Raw genomic sequence first — 17,423 nt, 5'->3', positions numbered from 1 at the left:
CACCAACAAGGGGCGTACACGCTTGCCGCCGCCGAGCACAGCATACCGCATGGCTTCGTGCAGCGTGCAAGGCACTGTTGCATTCGTGGGCAACGCGGCATCGAGCGCAGCCTCGGTCCTGGCGCCCTGGGCGCGCATCCAGGCGGCGAAATCGCCGGCTTCCACTTTCTGGCGCGAGTCGCTCATTCCGCGTCTCCCTGGATGCCGGCTTCGGCGGGCATGGGCTTGAGGACGTCGCCTTCCAGCACCTTGACCTGCTGCTCCACGCGCTCGAGCATCTGTTGGCAGTACCGGACCAGTTCAGCCCCGCGCTTGTACGCCGCCAGCGAATCTTCCAGCGGCAATGCGCCACCTTCCATGCTGGCTACCAGCCCCTCCAGTTCGGCCATGGCGGCTTCGTAGGAGGCGGGCGGCGCGGAGGCGGACCGCTGGTCGGTCGCGGCCGGATCGGTCTGGGCCGGGGAGCTCGTTGTCTTTGGCATTGCGGACATGGAATCTGGGGAAGCAGGGATTTTACGCCAAAGCGAGGCGATGCCCGCATCCCTTGCATAGGGATGCCCCTCAGGCCGTTGTCCGAAAGTGACTTGTGCGCTTGGGTCGTCTTTCCGAATGCGCCCTGAACGGCACCTTCATGACGACCCGGGTCGACTTTTTCGCTAAAAAGGCAAAAAAATCAGTCCCTTAACTTTTTGCCTCGGGTACAATCCGCGGTTCGTCAGCGCGAACTAAATCTACTGGCCCGGAAGCGGACCAGCGCGCGGCTGACTGTCTTTCCCATATCGATTATCTTTTCGATGGTTGGGTTGTTCACTGCTTTCGCCTGTCATAGGGAGTGGGGATAATGTCCAATCTCAGCACCGCGCTGAAACTGGTGCCGGCTGATACGCAACTGCCCGTCAACGTCTACATCGACGAGGCACTGCACCAACAAGAACTGGAACTGCTGTTCAAGAAGGGCCCTGGCTATGTCGGCCATGAACTGATGATCCCCGAGCCGGGCGATTATCACGCGCTCGCGGCAGAGGATGAGGGCCGCATCCTGGTACGCAATGCCGACGGGATCGAGCTCATGTCCAACGTCTGCCGCCACCGGCAGGCCATCATGCTCAACGGCCGCGGCAATGCGAAAAACATTGTCTGCCCCTTGCACCGCTGGACCTACGACCTGAAGGGCGAACTGCTCGGCGCACCGCATTTCGCCGAGCAGCCGTGCGTCCACCTGAAACGCTCGCCGCTGCAAAACTGGAACGGCCTGCTGTTCGAGGGCGAGCGCGATGTGCGTGCCGACCTGGCGCGCCTGGGCGTGGCCGAGGACCTGAACTTCGACGGCTACCTGCTCGACCACGTCGAGATCCACGAGTGCAACTACAACTGGAAGACCTTCATCGAGGTCTATCTGGAGGACTACCACGTCGTACCGTTCCACCCGGGCCTGGGCAGCTTTGTCTCCTGCGACGACCTGAGCTGGGAGTTCGGCGACTGGCACAGCGTCCAGACGGTGGGACTGCACGCCGGCCTCAAGCGCCCCGGCAGCCCCACGTACCAGAAGTGGCATGAGGCTGTCCTGCGCTTTAACAACGGCGTGCTGCCCAAGTACGGCGCGATCTGGCTCACCTACTACCCCAACATCATGGTGGAGTGGTACCCGAACGTGCTGGTGATATCGACCCTGCACCCGCTCGGGCCGAACAAGACGCGCAATGTCGTGGAGTTCTACTACCCCGAGGAAATTGTGCTGTTCGAGCGCGAGTTCGTCGAGGCGGAGCGCGCAGCSTAYATGGAAACCTGCRTCGAGGACGACGAGATCGCCGARCGCATGGAYGCCGGGCGCCGCGCACTGGCAAAGCGTGGCGTCAGCGAAACAGGACCCTACCAGTCGCCGATGGAAGACGGCATGCAGCACTTTCATGAATGGTATCGCCGCGCCATGTCCTTTACCGGCTGACCGGCGGGACAAGGCTTTGCGGGCCGCACAGGCATCGCGGCGAACAAAACGGACCGCCCGGGCGGTCCGTTTTGCGTTTGGTGCGGTGCACTCGCGCTGCTACAATCGCCGCTTCCGGTGTGCGCCCGGCGCCTCGCCGTCCCTGCACCGGCCATTCGCTTCGCGCGAAGCCTTTCGCGATGCCGCCCTGTTTGTCCATCACCAGGCGCGGCTCGCGCGCTGTTCATTCTTCCTTTCGCCTCGCCATGCAATCGCTCTGGATGCTGTTCGCCGCCTTCGCCTTTTCGTTGATGGGGGTGGGCGTCAAGCTGGCGTCCGAGTTCTATGCCACCGGCGAGATCGTGTTCTACCGCAGCCTGATCGGCGTGATCATCATGTGGACGGTGCTGGCTTCGTCGGGTACCTCGGTACGCACGCCGCATATGTCCATGCACATCAAGCGCAGCCTGTTCGGCGTGACCGCCCTGCTGCTGTGGTTCACCTCGATCACCATGCTGCCCCTGGCCACGGCGATGACCCTGAACTACATGTCGCCGGTCTGGATCGCGCTGATCCTGGGCGCCGGCGCCGCGCTGGCGGGCACGGGCGGCGCAGACCGCAAGCTGATCGGCGCCATCCTGATGTCGTTCGCCGGCGTGCTGTGCCTGCTGCAGCCGTCCGTCGGCCACAACCAGCTCACCGGCGGCCTGATCGGCCTTATCTCCGGCATCTTCACCGCGCTGGCCTATGTCGAGGTGCGCCAGCTCGGCCAGCTGGGCGAGCCCGAAGGCCGCATCGTGTTCTATTTCTCGGCAGTCGGGATGGTGGTGGGCCTGGCCTGGATGCTGCTCACCGGCCCAAGCGCCCACACCTGGCATGGGGCGGGCCTGCTGCTGGCCATCGGCATCCTTGCCACGCTCGGGCAGACCGCGATGACGCGCGCCTACAAGCGCGGCAACACGCTGCTCACCGCCAACCTGCAATACGCCGGCATTGTGTTCTCCAGCTTCTGGGGCATGATCATCTGGCGCGACCAGCTCAACTGGCTGTCCTGGGTGGGCATGGCGCTGATCATCGCGAGCGGCATCGCCACCACCCTGACCCGGGCCCGCGAAAGCTCCAACAAGCAGCCGACCGCCGATACCCCGGTCAAGTCCCCCGAGGCGGAAGTGCACCCCGAGGTGTAGCATCGAAGGTGGCGAACGGTGCTCACCCGCCGATGCCGTACAGCCCTCCCAACCCAAGGTTATGCCATGTTCACCACCCTGATCTCCAGCCAGGACCTGCGCGCGCTGCGCGAAGACAGCAGCCGCCACAGCGTCGTGATTGACTGCAGCTTCGACCTGGCCAACCCCGCCGCCGGACGCGATGCCTACCATGTGGGCCACCTGCCGGGCGCCTTCTACCTGCACCTGGACAACGAATTGTCCGGCGAGAAGACGGGGAGCAACGGCCGCCACCCCTTGCCCGATCCCAATACGCTGGCCGCGCGCCTGCGCGCGCTCGGCGTGAATGAAGACACCCAGGTCATCGCCTACGATGCGCAGGGCGGCATGTACGCGGCACGCGCCTGGTGGCTGCTGCGCTGGCTGGGCCACGGCGCGGTGGCGGTACTGGATGGTGGCAAGAACGCATGGGTGGCAGCCGGCCTGCCGCTCGAGGCCGGCAATACGCCGGACCCCGAAACGCCCGGCAACCTGATGCGCAAGGCCTCGCTGGTACCCACGGTGGATGCCGACGCGGTGCTGGCCAACCTGGCAAACCCGACGCGGCTGGTGGTGGATGCCCGCGCAGCGGACCGTTTCCGCGGCGAGAACGAAACGCTCGATCCCGTCGGCGGGCATATCCCTGGCGCGGTCAACCGCTTCTTCAAGGACAACCTGGAAGGCAATGGCAGCTTCAAGCCGGCCGCCACGCTGAAGCAGGAGTTCGGCCAGGTGCTGGCCGGAACGCCGGCCAGCGAGGCGGTCATGCAATGCGGCTCGGGCGTGACCGCCTGCCACAACCTGCTGGCGCTGGAGGTGGCGGGCTTGCCGGGCGCCGCGCTCTATCCGGGCTCCTGGAGCGAGTGGTGCGCCGACCCGGCGCGGCCGGTGGCGAGCGGCGCCTGAACGCGGGCGTCCTTATCTGGCGGGAGCCGCCACGCCGTGCGCATGGGCATGGCCATGCGCCTCGTGCACGCCATTGGTGATGAAGAAGATCGCGCAAATCCCGGTGGCCACCAGCACTACCTGGATGATCGACTCGCGCCAGCGCGGCTTGCGCTGCATCTGCGGCATCAGGTCGCTGACGGCGATATAGACGAAGCTGCTCGATGCGATCACCAGCACATAGGGAATCCAGCCGCTCATCTGGTCGAGCAGGAAGTAGCCCACCACGCCGCCGGCAATGGCAGCCAGGCTGGACAGCAGGTTGAAGGCAAAGGCGCGCGCCTTGGAGAACCCCGCGTTGAGCAACACGATGAAATCGCCCACTTCCTGCGGGATCTCGTGGGCGGCAATGGCCAGCGCGGTGACCAGGCCGATATGCGGATCGGCCAGGAAGGCGGCGGCGATCACGATGCCATCGGCAAAGTTGTGGAAGGTATCGCCCACCAGGATGGCCATGCCGCTGCGGCCGGCTTCCTCGCGGTCGTGGCCGTGATGGTGGTGGTGCCCGTCGCCTTCGTGATGGTGCGAGTGGCGCAGCAGCGCGACCTTCTCCAGCAGGAAGAAGCCGAGCAGGCCGGCCAGCAGGGTGCCGAACAAGGCACGCGGATCGGCGCCCGATTCGAAGGCCTCCGGCAGGGAGTGCAGCAGCGCCGTGGCCAGCAGCACGCCTACCGAGAAGCTCACCATGCGCTCGACCACGCGCGAGGCTACCGTCAGCGACAGCAGCGCCGCCCCCAGGATACTGCCCACCCCCGAGATGGTGGCGGCAAGCAGGATGTAGACAAGCGTGGAATGGATGATGGGCTCCCGGGACCGGCTATCCGCTCAACAGTAGCGGCACCGACCTTAGACGCAACACTGTTGCAAGAAACGAAGCACGCATTGTACGTAGATTGGCGCCGACTTTGCAAATCCTGCGGCACAAGCCGTATTTGCCGCTCGCTCCGCCGGCGCCAGGATTCAACGCAAGCTATCGCACCGCCCTACACACCGTGTTGCTTGAACCACGCCAGGCAGCGCTGCCAGCCATCCTTGGCGTCGGCTTCCCGGTAGCTGGGCCGGTAGTCCGCATTGAAGGCATGGCCGGATTCCGGATAGACCACGAAGGTGGAGGCCTTGGCAAAGGGATCGCTCGATGCCGCCAGCGTCGCCTTCATTTTCTCGACCTGTTCCTGCGTGATGCCGGTGTCCTTTCCGCCATAGAGGCCCAGCACCGGCACCTTGAGCTGGCTGGCCAGGTCGATCGGATTCCTGGGCTTGACCGGGGTCGGCTCGCCCACCAGCTGGCCATACCAGGCCACGCCCGCCTTGACCTGCTGACTATGCGCAGCGTACAGCCAGGTGATGCGTCCGCCCCAGCAAAAACCGGTGATGGCCAGTCTGCTGGCATTGCCGCCGTTGGCCTTGGCCCAAGCCACCGCTGCGTCGAGATCGCCCATGACCTGCTCATCCGGCACCTTGGAAATCAGCTTGGACTGCAGTTCCTGGATGGTGCCGAAGCTGCTGGGATCGCCCTGGCGCGCGAACAACTCCGGCGCGATGGCGAGGTAGCCCAGCTTGGCGAAGCGCCGGCAGATATCGGCGATATGTTCGTGCACGCCGAAGATCTCGCTCACCACCAGTATCACCGGCAGGTTGGTCTTGCCTTCCGGCTGGGCGCGATAGGCGGGCATATTGAAGCCGCCCGAGGCAATGGTGACCTCGCCGGCGGTGAGGCCGGCGAAATCGGTCTTGATGGCCTGCGCCATCACGGGCATGGCGGCCGCGGCAAATGCCGAGCCCAGCGCTGTCTTGACGAAGGCGCGGCGGTCATAGGACTGGCCGGGTACGAGGCTTTCCACTTCTGGCTTCAGCATGCGGTCTCCTGTTTGGCTTGGATGGCGAATCCGGGTGGGCAAGACATGGGGCGGCGCTGCCGGTCAATACTGGCAGCGCCGGGAGTCCGATTCTAAGCAAACATGGAGTTCAGCGCACGCGGCCGGCAAGAGGGGCGAACCTCGCCCTAACACGGCTCATGCGGCTCAACTTAGTGCAGCTTGACGCGCGGGCTGGTCTTGCTGCGCAGCCAGTGGGTCACGGTATCCAGTCCCATGCCCACGGCACCGTGCAGCGCCATGACATGCATGCGGTACAAGGAGGTGTACATCACCCGGGCCATGAGGCCTTCGATGAACATCGAGCCGCCGATCAGGCCGCCCATCAGGCTGCCGACCGCGCTGAAGTGCCCCAGCGACACCAGCGAGCCCAGATCCTTGAAGGCGAACGACGGCAGCGGCTTTCCGGCCAGCCGCGCGCGCAGCGCGTCGTAGAGGAACACGGCTTGCTGGTGCGCGGCCTGGGCACGCGGCGGCACGGTGCCCTGTTTCTCGGGCCAGGGGCAGCTGGCGCAATCGCCGAAGGCGAAGATATCGGGATCGGCTTCGCTTTGCAGCGTGGGCTTGACCACGATCTGCCCCATCCGGCTCACCGGCAGGCCAAGCGTGGAGAGCACCGGCGGCGCGGTGATGCCCGCGGCCCACACCGTCAGGTCGGCATCGATGTGCTTGCCGCTGGCGGTCAGCACCGCATCCTCCGTGACTTCGGTGACGCGCTCGGCGGTGAGGACCTCAATGTCGAGCTTGTGAAGCAGTTTGGTGGTTTCCGCGGAAACCCGCTCGGAAAGCGCGGGCAGGATGCGCGGGCCGGCCTCGACCACGTGGATGCGCACGTCGCGGCGCGGATCCAGCTGGTGCAGCCCGTAGGCGCTGAGCACATGCGCGGTGTTGCGCAACTCGGCCGAGAGTTCGACGCCGGTAGCGCCGGCCCCGATGATGGCGACATCCACGCGCGGGCGGCCGTCGTCGCCGATGCGCCCGCGTCCGTTCTGGGCGCGCACGCAGGCCGAGATCAGCTTGCGGCGGAAGCGTTCCGCCTGGTCCACGGTGTCGAGCGCGATGGCGTTGCCCGCGGCGCCGGGCACGCCGAAGAAATGCGTCACGCAGCCGATGGCCAGTACCAGGGTGTCGTAGGGCAGTTCGCGCGCGGGCAGCAGCTCCGTGCCGTCGAGGTCGACGCAGGCCGCCACCGCGATGGTCTTGCGGGTGCGGTCGATGCCGGTCAGCTCGCCTTGCTGGAACTCGAAATGGTGCCAGCGCGCCTGCGCTACGTATTCCAGCTGATGGGTGTGGGGATCCATGCTGCCGGCGGCGACTTCATGCAGCAGCGGTTTCCAGATATGCGTGGGGGAGCGGTCCACCAGTACCACCTGCGCGGCCCCGCTCTTGCCGAGCTTGTCGCCCAGCCGCGTGACCAGTTCCAGACCGCCTGCTCCTCCTCCGACTACGATGATTCGATGCGCCCTTCCCTCTGTGCTCATGATCTACCCAGTGTCGTCGATATTCTTTTGCGGGGCCTGACGCGAGCCAGTGACCCCGGCTTTCCGCCAGTCTGCTGCACAGCAGCAAGACTGGCAAGACGCCAATCACCGATTCAGCGGTCGCTTCAATCGGAACCAGAATGCAGGAATAGCGGGACGGGGGCAATCCCGGAGCGGCCCCAGGGGCCGCCCCGTCGTTTAGTGCGCCTCCTCCCAGTTGCTGCCGGTACCGACCTCGGCCACCAGCGGCACGCGCAGCTCAGCCACCGAGCACATCAGCTCCGGCAGCTTCACCTTGACCAGTTCCAGCTCGGCCTGCGGTACTTCCAGCACCAGTTCATCGTGTACCTGCATCACCTGGCGCGTACCCAGGCCGTCGCGCTCCAGCCAGTTCTGCACGGCGATCATGGACAGCTTGATCAGGTCGGCGGCGGTGCCCTGCATCGGCGCATTGATGGCAGCCCGCTCGGCGCCCTGGCGGCGCGGGCCGTTGCCGCCATTGATGTCCGGCAGCCACAGGCGGCGGCCGAACACGGTCTCGACGAAGCCCTGCTCGCGCGCGGTCTGCCGCGTTTCCTCCATGTACCGCGCCACGCCGGGGTAGCGCATGAAATAACGGTCGATATAGTGCTTGGCCGCCTCGCGCTCGATGCCGAGGTTGCTGGCCAGGCCAAATGCGCTCATGCCGTAGATCAGGCCGAAATTGATGACCTTGGCGTAGCGGCGCTGCTCGCTGCTGACCGCATCCGTGCTGACGCCGAAGATCTCGGCCGCAGTGGCGCGGTGCACGTCCTCGCCTTCGGCGAACGAGCGCATCAGGTTCTCGTCGCCCGAGATATGGGCCATGATGCGCAGCTCGATCTGCGAATAATCGGCCGACACGATCACATTGCCGGGGGCTGCGATGAAGGCCTCGCGGATGCGGCGGCCTTCCTCGGTACGCACCGGGATGTTCTGCAGGTTGGGCTCGGTCGAAGCCAGCCGGCCGGTCACCGCGGTGGTTTGCCCATAGCTCGTATGCACGCGCCCGGTGGCCGGGTTGACCATCTTGGGCAGCTTGTCTGTATAGGTGGACTTGAGCTTGGCCAGGCCACGGTAGTCCAGCAGCAGCTTGGGCAGCGGGTAATCCTCGGCCAGCTTCTGCAGCACTTCCTCGTCGGTGGAAGGCGCGCCGCTGGCGGTCTTCTTGACCACCGGCAGCTTCATCTGGCCGAACAGGATCTCGCCGATCTGCTTGGGCGAGCCAAGGTTGAAGGGCTGGCCCGCGGCCTCGTAGGCGGCTTGCTCCAGCTCCAGCATGCGCTGGCCGAGCTGCGCGCTCTGTGCGCCCAGGCGGTCGGAATCGATCAGCACGCCGTTGCGCTCGATCTTCTGCAACACCACGGAAACCGGCATCTCGATCTGCTCGTAGACGTAGCGCACGCCCTGCAAGGCCTCCACCTGCGGATACATGTTGCGGTGCAGGCGCAGCGTGACGTCGGCGTCCTCGGCGGCGTATTCGGTGGCGCGCGCAATGTCGATCTGGTCGAAGCCGATCTGGCTGGCGCCCTTGCCGCACACTTCCTCGTAGCTGATGGTCTTGAGGCCGAGCAGGCGCTCGGCAAGGCTGTCCATGCCGTGGTTGCGGTGGGACGCCAGCACGTAGCTCTGCAGCATGGTGTCATGCGCGATGCCACGGAAATTCACGCCGTGGTTGGCGAAAACATGCGAGTCGTATTTCAGGTTCTGGCCTACCTTGGCGCGCGACGGATCCTCCAGCCAGGCACGCATGCGCTCCAGCACGGCCTCGCGCCCGAGCTGGCCGTTGGCCTCCAGGCCGACCACATCGGGGCCGCGGTGGGCAACCGGGATATAGCAGGCTTCGCCCGGCTCGATCGACAGCGAGATGCCGACGAGTTGCGCCTGCATCGGGTCCAGCGAGGTGGTCTCGGTATCGATGGACACCAGCGGCGCGGTTTCGATACGCCGCATCCAGGCCTCCAGCGCCGCCTCGGTCGCCACGGTTTCGTAGCGGATCTGCGCCGGCGCCGGAGCGTCGTCGAACAGACCGCCCTGGGCCGGGCCCGCCTCTGCCGCCGCCGTACCGCCGGCAGCGGGCTGCGCCGCGCTGGCGCGCGCCTGGGCACGGGGGTTCGGCAGGCTTTCGCCGGTCGCCTCGCGCAGCCAGGTCTTGAAACCATAGCGCGCAAAGAAATCGATCAGCTTTTCCTTGTCCTCGCCGCTTTCCCGGAGCTGGTGGAAATTGGCCAGCGAGCTCTTCAGGTCGCAGTCGGTCTTGACCGTCACCAGCTCGCGCGCCTTGGGCAACCACTCCAGCGTATTGCGCAGGTTCTCGCCCACCACGCCCTTGATGCCGGCGGCGCCGGCCATGATGTCGTCGAGCGTGCCGTATTCGGTGAGCCATTTGACCGCCGTCTTGGGGCCGACCTTGGGCACGCCGGGCACGTTGTCCACCGCATCGCCGATCAGCGAGAGGTAGTCGACGATGCGCGCCGGCGGCACGCCGAACTTGGCCACGACGCCGGGCGGGTCGAGCACTTCGCCGCTCATGGTGTTGACCAGGGTGACATGGTCGTCGACCAGCTGGGCCAGGTCCTTGTCGCCGGTGGAGACCACCGTGCGCATGCCTTCGGCGGTAGCCTGGCGGGCCAGCGTGCCGATCACGTCGTCGGCCTCCACGCCCTCCACCACCACGATCGGCCAGCCCAGCGCGCGCACCGCCTCGTGGATCGGCTCGATCTGCCTGGCAAGGTCTTCGGGCATCGACGGGCGATGCTCCTTGTAGGCAGGATAAAGATCGTCGCGGAAGGTCTTACCCTTGGCGTCGAACACGCAAGCGCTATACTCTGCCGGGAAATCGTTGCGCAGCTTGCGCAGCATATTGATCATGCCGTAGATTGCCCCTGTGGGCAGCCCCTCCCCGTTCCTCAGATCCGGCAGGGCGTGATACGCGCGATACAAATAGCTCGACCCATCGACGAGCAAGAGTGTTTTTGGACTATCCGACATTCCCATGGACTCAAAATTGACTGGTGCCGCCGCAGGCGGTGCGAACGCCGCCCCCCTCTCCGACGCAGCCGGCGCCGAAAACCCGGCGGCGGCCCTCAAGCAGGCCGCGGAAGGCAGTATTACCACCGCGGCCGATATGGACGTGAACGTGACGGTCAGCACTGCCGCCGAAGGCCCGGGAGATACGGCTCCCGCCTCCGGCATCCGCGCCAACCCGCGCAAGATGATTCCCAGCCTGCGTGCGCTGGCCGACGAAGACCGCGCGACCGCAAAGAAGGCGCGCGCCTCGTGGCAAATGTTCACGATTATGGCAGAGTTCATCGAGGCGACCGAGTACCTTTCGGAGATCCGCCCGGCCGTCTCGATCTACGGCAGCGCGCGCCTGCGCGAGGATTCCCCCTACTACCAGCGCACCATCGAGATCGCCCGGCTGTTCTCCGACGCCGGCTTCGCGGTCATCTCGGGCGGCGGCCCGGGCATCATGGAAGCGGCCAACAAGGGCGCCCACGCAGGCAAATCGGCCAGCGTCGGCCTGAACATCGAGCTTCCGCACGAGCAGCAAGGCAATCCCTACCAGGACATCGCCATGCGCTTTCGCCACTTCTTCACGCGCAAGGTGACCTTCGTCAAGAATTCGGACGCCTTTATCGTGATGCCGGGTGGCTTCGGCACGCTCGACGAGCTGGCCGAAGTGCTGACCCTGGTACAGACCGGCAAGTCCCGTGCCGTGCCGGTGGTGCTGTTCGGCAGCCGTTTCTGGAAGGGCCTGCTCGACTGGTTCCGCTTCACGCTGCTGCCGATGGGCCTGATCGCCGAGCATGACCTCGACCTGATGAAAATCGTGGACGAGCCGCATGAAGTGCTCGAAGCGGTCTATGAGTACTACGAGCAGCGCGGCGGCGACAACCCGATCCCGCCCAAGGAAGAGATGTTCTACCTGTAAGCAGGGCTTGCACCGGGGCCGCCCGCCCTTCCGGAGCCGCAAGGCCCCGGAGGCGGCATGTTGCACCGCCGACCGACAGCCTCCGCCATTTCCGGACCCGTGCCCGGGCGGCCGCCTCTTAAAGGTGGCCGCCGGGTCACCGCAAGGGGCCCGGCGCGGGCAGGAATTGCTAGAATGGAAGCCTGACACACTGCCAAAGCCCGGCGCCGCCGGACTGCAGCGCCATTCGTGGTGCAGCATGCCCAGAGCCTGCAGCACTGCACAGGAGCCTTCAATGACCTCCCCCACTCTCCTGGCCACCGCGCGTGCGGAAGAGCCGGAGCCGTTCCCGGCCGCCGCCCGCGCGCTGGGTTTTGCAGCCCTGCTGGCGCTTTGCGCCCCCGCTGCGGTGATGGCGCAGCCGAACACCGAGCAGGCGGGCGGCGCCCTGACCCAGCAAGAGCTGAACCAGATCAACAACCGGCCGATCACCTCGCCGGCCAAGACCCAGCTGAACCAGCCGCGCGAACCGAGCTTCCAGCTCAATGAGCGGGATGGCACCCAGGTCCGGGAATACAAGAACAAGGGCCAGGCCACCGATATCGAGGTCAAGTCCGGCATGGGCACCAAGTACCAGATGAGCAAGCCGGAAGACAGCTCGCCGAAGATCCGGGACCATGACACGAACCGCGTACCATCGGTCAAGGTGCTGCAATTCTGAGCACCGGCACGCCGGGTTTTAGCACCCCGGCTCCCGGGCCCTGGTTTTCGCTATCTGCTGTCTGCTTTCTGCTTCTTGTTTTCTGATTTCTGATTTCCCACGACCCCGCCAGACGATCACGGCGGGGCCGCGCCGGCGTTTCCGGCATCCATGCCGCGAGAGCCAAGCTTGCTTGCGCCCGCCGCCATCCGTTTCGATTCAAAAAAAGAGTATGGCCGTATTCACCACGGTCTCGCMGGACGAGATCGCCAGTTGGCTCCTTGATTACAACCTGGGCGAAATGCGCAATTTGCGCGGCATTGCCTCGGGCATCGAGAACAGCAATTTCTTCCTGACCATGGAGCAGGATGGCTGCACGCATGAATATGTGCTGACCATCTTCGAGCGCCTGACGTTTGAGCAGTTGCCGTATTACCTGCACCTGATGGCCCACCTGGCGGCGCACGGCATCCGCGTGCCGGCCCCGGTCCCGGACCGCGACGGCGAAATCCTGCGTACCCTCAAGGGCAAGCCGGCCACCATCGTCACGCGCCTGCCGGGCGGCTCGCAGCTGGCCCCCGGGGCCGGGCATTGTGCGGAAGTGGGCGACATGCTCGCCCGCATGCACCTTGCCGGCCAGAGCTATCCGCGCCAGCAGCCGAACCTGCGCAGCCTGCCCTGGTGGCAACAGACGGAGGGCGAGATCCTGCCTTTCCTGGATGCCGGCCAGCAAGCGCTGCTGCGGCAGGAACTGGCCCACCAGACCGCCTTCTTCGGCAGCACCGCTTACGCGGCCTTGCCGGGCGGCCCCTGCCATTGCGACCTGTTCCGCGACAATGCGCTGTTCGAGGACGACCAGGGCGGCCAGGACAAGCTGGGCGGCTTCTTCGACTTCTACTTCGCCGGCAACGACAAGTGGCTGTTCGACCTGGCGGTCACCGTCAATGACTGGTGCATCGACCTGGCCACCGGCACGCTCGACGATGCCCGCGTCCAGGCCTTGCTGCGGGCTTATCATGCTGTGAGACCGCTGGGGCCCACCGAGGCGCAGCACTGGCGCGACATGCTGCGCGCCGGCGCGCTGCGTTTCTGGATTTCCCGGCTGTGGGACTTCTACCTGCCGCGCGAGGCCGACATGCTGCAACCGCACGACCCAACCCATTTCGAACGCATCCTGCGCCGGCGCATCGAAGCCGACGCGCTGCCCTGGACCTGACCGTCATGCAATTACTGGAAGTCTCCGCCAAGGAAGGTTATGTCTGGTTCCGCCAGGGTGTCTGGCTGTTCCGCAAGAACCCGCTCGCCTTCCTGATGCTGTTGTTTGTCTACCTGATCGCCGCGCAGCTCGCGGTGTTCGTGCCGCTGATCGGCATCATCGCGCTGCTGGTGGTCACGCCTGGCCTGTCGGTCGGCATCATGACCGCCTGCCGCGAGGTGATTCTGAACAAGCGCGTGCTGCCCACCGTGCTCTTGGCCGGTTTCCGCGGCAACGGCAAACAGGCCAGCCGCAACCTGCTGGTGCTGGGCGGCATCTATGCGGGGCTGGTGTTCGTGCTGAGCCTGATCGCGGGCAGCCTGGTGGATATCAGCACGCTGGTGCCCATCCTGCTCAAGGAAGAAGCGCCGTCGGCCGAGGCCGTGCGCCAGCTCTACTTCGCGCTGATGATCGGCGCCGCGCTGTACACGCCGATTGCCATGCTGTTCTGGTTTGCCCCCCTGCTCACGGCATGGCACAACGTGCCGCCAGTCAAGGCGCTGTTCTTCAGCTGGACCGCGTGCTGGCGCAACCGTGGCGCGTTCCTGGCCTACGGCGTGGTGTTCGCGGTATTGCTGGTGGCGGTGCCTTTTTTCCTCGAGGCGTTGTTCGGCGCGCTGGGGGCCGAAGCGGTGCTGTCCTTCCTGGTCACGCCGTATTCGCTGCTGATGCTGGCGATCATGTATTGCTCGTTCTACGCCACCTACCGCGGCTGCTTCAATGTGGTGCCGGAGCAAGCGGCGGGCAGGACGGACGTGGCCGCCTGAAGACCTGACGGCTGGCGCCGGCCCAGGCGTGACCTGCCCCCGTCACGCGGCCGGCAGGTCGAACAACCGCGCCGCATTGCGGTCCGGCGCTGCCGCCAGCGGCCCCAGCCACTCCCATACCTTGCGCTGCAGGCCGCCATAGTCGGCCTCGGCCTCGTGATTGGTCCACGGCCAGTCCGATCCCCATAGCAGGCCTTGCTCGCCCAGGCAGTGGTGCCAGCCGGCCACCACGCCCGCCAAGTCGGCCGCCACGCGATATGGCGCGCTCAGCTTGACATAGACCTCCCTCTGCCCGCGCCACTGCGCGGCACAGGCCAGCATCGGCGCATCGCCCTGCGCGCCGGCCGCCGGCTTGCCGAAATGATCCAGCACCAGCGCAATCGGCACCGCCGGCAGCCAGGCCTGCAACTCGTGCAACCGGCCGGGATCGGTGTGCAACTCCAGGTGCCAGCCCAGCGCGTGGGCCGCCTCCAGCAGCGCGGGCCAGCGCGCATCACGCCATGATGCGTCTGCGTGCCGTCCCACCATATTCCAGCGCAGGCCGCGCACGCCCAGTCCATGCAGGCGCGCCAGCTCGCCAGCGGACACCGCCGGGTCCAGCACGCAAACGCCTCGCAGCGCGCGCGAAGCCGCCAGCGCCGCCTCCAGTTCGCTGTTGTCGCTGCCAAAGAAACTCGGCTGCACCACCACGCCCGCGCGCACGCCGTGCGCGCGGGAGATGGCTTGCCACTGCGCCAGGCTGGCGCCGTAGGCAGGCCGGTAGCGCGCACCGCCCACGGCGGGGGCATCTGCGGAAAACACGTGGAAATGGGTATCGATCTGGAACATGTTCTGGCCTGGGGGACGGCGCATGCCGCGCATGGATGTTAGCGCCTGCCACCTTGCGCCGGCCAGGCGCGCGATGGTTGACACCAGTGCCCCTCCATTCTATGCTCTAGTCCTATAGATGACTAGATACCTCGGCAATGAACATCGGCCGGGGCACGCACCCCGGAGACACGAATGCCCGACCGCTCCACCCTGCCCGCCCCGACGGGAGCCGGCCTTGACGCCTCGCCCGCCAGCCTGGCCGCGCCACGCTGGGCCCGCATCGCAACCGCGCTCAAGGGCCGCATCCTGGCCGGCGAATGGGCTTCCGGCACCGCCATTGCGGCGGAGAGCGCACTGGCGGAGCACTACGGCGTGGCGCTGGGCACCATGCGCGCCGCCATCCAGGCGCTTGTGGACGAAGGCCTGCTGGAACGCGTGCATGGCCGCGGCACCTTCGTGCGCGGCGCGCTGACGGGCGCCACCATGGCGCGGTTCTTCCGCTTTGGCGATGCCGGCTCGGAGATCCCGGAGTCGCGCATCGTGTCGCTGCGCACGCTGGCTGCCCCGGCGGATGTAGCGGCGCAGCTTGGACTGGCAACGGGCACGGCAGTGCTTCGCGTAATGCGCCAGCGCGGCTGGGAAGGCCAGGTCCGGCTGCTGGAGACCATCTGGCTGCCAGCGGCGCTGTTCAGCGAACTGGCCGCTCTCAAGCCCGCCGAGTTCGCACCCCTGCTCTACCCGATGTATGCCGGGCGCTGTGGGGTCACGGTCGGCCGCGCCGTCGACGACTTGCGCTTCACCCGGCTTGGCGCGCGCGAGGCCGCCCAGCTGGCCTTGCCGGAGGGCCATCCGGCGCTGGCGGTCAGCCGCGTAGCCTTCGACCTGGCGGGGCGGCGTGTGGAGTTCCGCCAGACGCTGGGCAATGCCGACGATTTCCACTATCGCGCCGAGGTTCGCTGAACTTCCCGAGAGCGCGCCGCCGCAAGCGCGGGCCGGCGCAGCTTCCCATACCGATACCGACCCGAGGAGACCCATGCGATTCCCAACCCGTCTTTGCGCCAGCGCCCTGTGCTGGCTCGCCGCCGGCACCAGCGGCTTTGCGCACGCGCAGGCCTGGCCTGCCGCCAAACCCATCCGGCTGGTGGTCACCTACGCGCCCGGCGGCGGCGCAGACACCATGGCCCGCATGATCTCGCCGCGCCTGGGCCAGGAACTGGGCCAGACCATCGTGGTCGACAACCGGCCAGGCGCGGGCGGCCAGATCGGCACGGACCTGGTGGCCAAGTCGGCGCCGGATGGCTACACGGTGTTGCTCGATGCCGCCTCGTTCGCGGCCAACCCGTCGCTCTACAAGCGGCTGCCCTACGACCCGGTCAAGTCCTTCGTCCCGGTCTCGGTGCTGGCGCTTTATCCCAATATGCTGGTGGTGAATCCGAAGTTCCCGGCCAAGTCCACGCAGGAGCTGGTCGCGATGGCCCGCGCCAAGCCGGGCAGCATTGCCTATGCCTCATCGGGCAACGGCTCGGCCCAGCACCTGGCGGGCGCGCTGTTCGCGCAGCGCATGAAACTGGACTTGCTGCATGTGCCGTACAAGGGCGGCGGCCCCGCCATGGCCGATGTGATTGCCGGGCAGGTGCCGGTGTTCTTTGCCAATACAGCCTCCGGCCTGCAACATGTGCGCGCCGGCAAGCTGCGCGTGCTCGGCGTGACCGGCGCCAGGCGCACGCCCATCCTGCCGGACACGCCGACGCTGGCCGAGTCAGGCGTGCCGCAATATGAAGTCTACGAGTGGAATGGGGTGTTCGTGCCGGCAGGCACGCCGCCGGAGATCGTCAAGCGCTTGTCGGATGCGATCCGCAAGGTCATCAACCTGCCAGAGAACCGCGAGCGCGTGACCAGCCTGGGCGGGGAGATCGTGGCCGGCACGCCGGCCGAGGCGGCAAAGTTCATCCAGGCCCAGACGACCGAATGGGCCAAGGTGATCAGGGAAGGCAACATCCAGCTGGACTAGCCGCCTCCCTGATCGCCAGGCCGTTCAGTCTATCGGGTCCAGCTTGGCCACCGACAGCACCAGCCACTTGGCGCCGTGGCGCTTGAAATTGATATTGGCGCGCGCCCCCTCGCCCTCGCCTTCCAGCCCGGTGATCACCCCCTCCCCGAACTTGTTGTGGAAGACGCTCTGGCCGATGCGCAGGCCCGCGCCGGCCTGGCGCTTGGCGTCGGCATAACCGTTGCCGGTGTCCATGCCGCCGGTGGGCTGGGTGCCCGAGTAGGGCACGTCCTCCGCCCGCTTGAACCAGTCGCGGCCCCAGCCGCCTTCGCTCTGCTGGCGGCGCTGCTGGGTGCCGCCGCCATAGGCCTGCGCCGGCGGCATGAGCCACTTCAGCGATGCGTCGGGCAGCTCCTCGAAGAAGCGCGACCGCACGTGGTAACGCATCTGCCCGTGCAGCACGCGGCTTTGCGCGAACGAGAGGTAGAGCCGTTCGCGCGCGCGCGTGATCGCCACGTACATCAGGCGGCGCTCTTCCTCC

16 protein-coding genes and 1 pseudogene are annotated in these 17,423 nt (G+C 66.4%); 9 read left to right on the top strand and 8 right to left on the bottom strand.

All coding sequences use genetic code 11. The annotated features are described in order from the left end of the window. Together AC1DKD_RS26425 and AC1DKD_RS26420 are read right to left on the bottom strand one after the other, a co-directional pair. Positions 1-186 (bottom strand): annotated as a pseudogene (locus tag AC1DKD_RS26425) (geranyl transferase); the annotation flags it as partial. Beyond that, positions 183-482 carry an exodeoxyribonuclease VII small subunit gene (locus AC1DKD_RS26420; protein WP_035866429.1) on the bottom strand — a complete coding sequence of 100 codons (300 nt, stop codon included), beginning with the start codon at positions 480-482 and terminating at the stop codon, positions 183-185. The gene AC1DKD_RS26420 and the pseudogene AC1DKD_RS26425, both read right to left, overlap by 4 nt. A 359-nt stretch (positions 483-841) precedes the next feature. On the opposite strand from AC1DKD_RS26420, the gene AC1DKD_RS26415 reads away from it, so the two are divergent. From AC1DKD_RS26415 to AC1DKD_RS26405, 3 genes are all read left to right on the top strand, one after another. Continuing rightward, a complete protein-coding gene (locus AC1DKD_RS26415; RefSeq protein WP_477143881.1) occupies positions 842-1,945 on the top strand; it encodes an aromatic ring-hydroxylating oxygenase subunit alpha in 1,104 nt (367 codons plus the stop codon). A gap of 245 nt (positions 1,946-2,190) precedes the next feature. Then, positions 2,191-3,111, top strand: coding sequence for a DMT family transporter (locus AC1DKD_RS26410; protein ID WP_035866435.1), 921 nt, complete (start codon positions 2,191-2,193; stop codon positions 3,109-3,111). A 66-nt stretch (positions 3,112-3,177) separates the two neighbouring features. Continuing rightward, positions 3,178-4,035 (top strand): sulfurtransferase, encoded by an 858-nt coding sequence (locus AC1DKD_RS26405; RefSeq protein WP_441631564.1) that lies wholly within the window; start codon positions 3,178-3,180, stop codon positions 4,033-4,035. Between the two features lie 12 nt (positions 4,036-4,047). Here the strand turns inward: AC1DKD_RS26405 and AC1DKD_RS26400 are convergent, their stop codons facing one another. The 4 genes from AC1DKD_RS26400 to polA all read right to left on the bottom strand — a co-directional run bounded on the left by AC1DKD_RS26400 (position 4,048) and on the right by polA (position 10,438). Beyond that, positions 4,048-4,875: a ZIP family metal transporter gene (locus AC1DKD_RS26400; protein WP_276286147.1), complete on the bottom strand. Its 828-nt coding sequence runs from the start codon at positions 4,873-4,875 to the stop codon at positions 4,048-4,050. A gap of 182 nt (positions 4,876-5,057) precedes the next feature. Further along, positions 5,058-5,930 carry a dienelactone hydrolase family protein gene (locus AC1DKD_RS26395; protein ID WP_477111848.1) on the bottom strand — a complete coding sequence of 291 codons (873 nt, stop codon included), beginning with the start codon at positions 5,928-5,930 and terminating at the stop codon, positions 5,058-5,060. A gap of 170 nt (positions 5,931-6,100) precedes the next feature. Then, positions 6,101-7,429 (bottom strand): NAD(P)/FAD-dependent oxidoreductase, encoded by a 1,329-nt coding sequence (locus tag AC1DKD_RS26390; RefSeq protein ID WP_477111849.1) that lies wholly within the window; start codon positions 7,427-7,429, stop codon positions 6,101-6,103. Positions 7,430-7,627: 198 nt separating this feature from the next. Then, entirely contained in the window at positions 7,628-10,438 is a 2,811-nt protein-coding gene (polA, locus tag AC1DKD_RS26385; RefSeq protein WP_477111850.1) for a DNA polymerase I, read from the bottom strand. 4 nt (positions 10,439-10,442) lie between these two features. Between polA and AC1DKD_RS26380 the strand changes: the two genes are divergently transcribed. The 4 genes from AC1DKD_RS26380 (at position 10,443) to AC1DKD_RS26365 (ending at position 14,082) form a co-directional block, all read left to right on the top strand. Then, positions 10,443-11,381, top strand: coding sequence for an LOG family protein (locus AC1DKD_RS26380; protein ID WP_441631572.1), 939 nt, complete (start codon positions 10,443-10,445; stop codon positions 11,379-11,381). Positions 11,382-11,655: 274 nt separating this feature from the next. Then, positions 11,656-12,081: a hypothetical protein gene (locus tag AC1DKD_RS26375; protein ID WP_045239542.1), complete on the top strand. Its 426-nt coding sequence runs from the start codon at positions 11,656-11,658 to the stop codon at positions 12,079-12,081. Positions 12,082-12,292: 211 nt separating this feature from the next. After that, entirely contained in the window at positions 12,293-13,276 is a 984-nt protein-coding gene (locus AC1DKD_RS26370; protein WP_477143880.1) for a homoserine kinase, read from the top strand. Positions 13,277-13,281: 5 nt separating this feature from the next. Next, positions 13,282-14,082, top strand: coding sequence for a BPSS1780 family membrane protein (locus AC1DKD_RS26365; protein ID WP_035866458.1), 801 nt, complete (start codon positions 13,282-13,284; stop codon positions 14,080-14,082). Between the two features lie 42 nt (positions 14,083-14,124). Here AC1DKD_RS26365 and AC1DKD_RS26360 read toward each other — a convergent pair whose 3' ends face one another. Further along, entirely contained in the window at positions 14,125-14,910 is a 786-nt protein-coding gene (locus AC1DKD_RS26360; RefSeq protein WP_477102295.1) for an amidohydrolase family protein, read from the bottom strand. Between the two features lie 174 nt (positions 14,911-15,084). Between AC1DKD_RS26360 and AC1DKD_RS26355 the strand changes: the two genes are divergently transcribed. Both AC1DKD_RS26355 and AC1DKD_RS26350 read left to right on the top strand, forming a co-directional pair. Next, entirely contained in the window at positions 15,085-15,852 is a 768-nt protein-coding gene (locus AC1DKD_RS26355) for a GntR family transcriptional regulator (RefSeq protein ID WP_441631579.1), read from the top strand. A 73-nt stretch (positions 15,853-15,925) separates the two neighbouring features. Further along, on the top strand, positions 15,926-16,903 hold the full coding sequence (locus AC1DKD_RS26350) for a tripartite tricarboxylate transporter substrate binding protein (RefSeq protein WP_477111851.1): 978 nt from the start codon (positions 15,926-15,928) through the stop codon (positions 16,901-16,903). Positions 16,904-16,927: 24 nt separating this feature from the next. Here AC1DKD_RS26350 and AC1DKD_RS26345 read toward each other — a convergent pair. Further along, positions 16,928-17,423, bottom strand: a 496-nt coding sequence (locus tag AC1DKD_RS26345) for a 3'-5' exonuclease (protein WP_477143879.1), incomplete at its 5' end; no start/stop codon positions are given.

This window comes from Cupriavidus sp. 05T313 (assembly GCF_056396665.1).
This window is presented reverse-complemented; position numbering and strand designations above follow the sequence as displayed.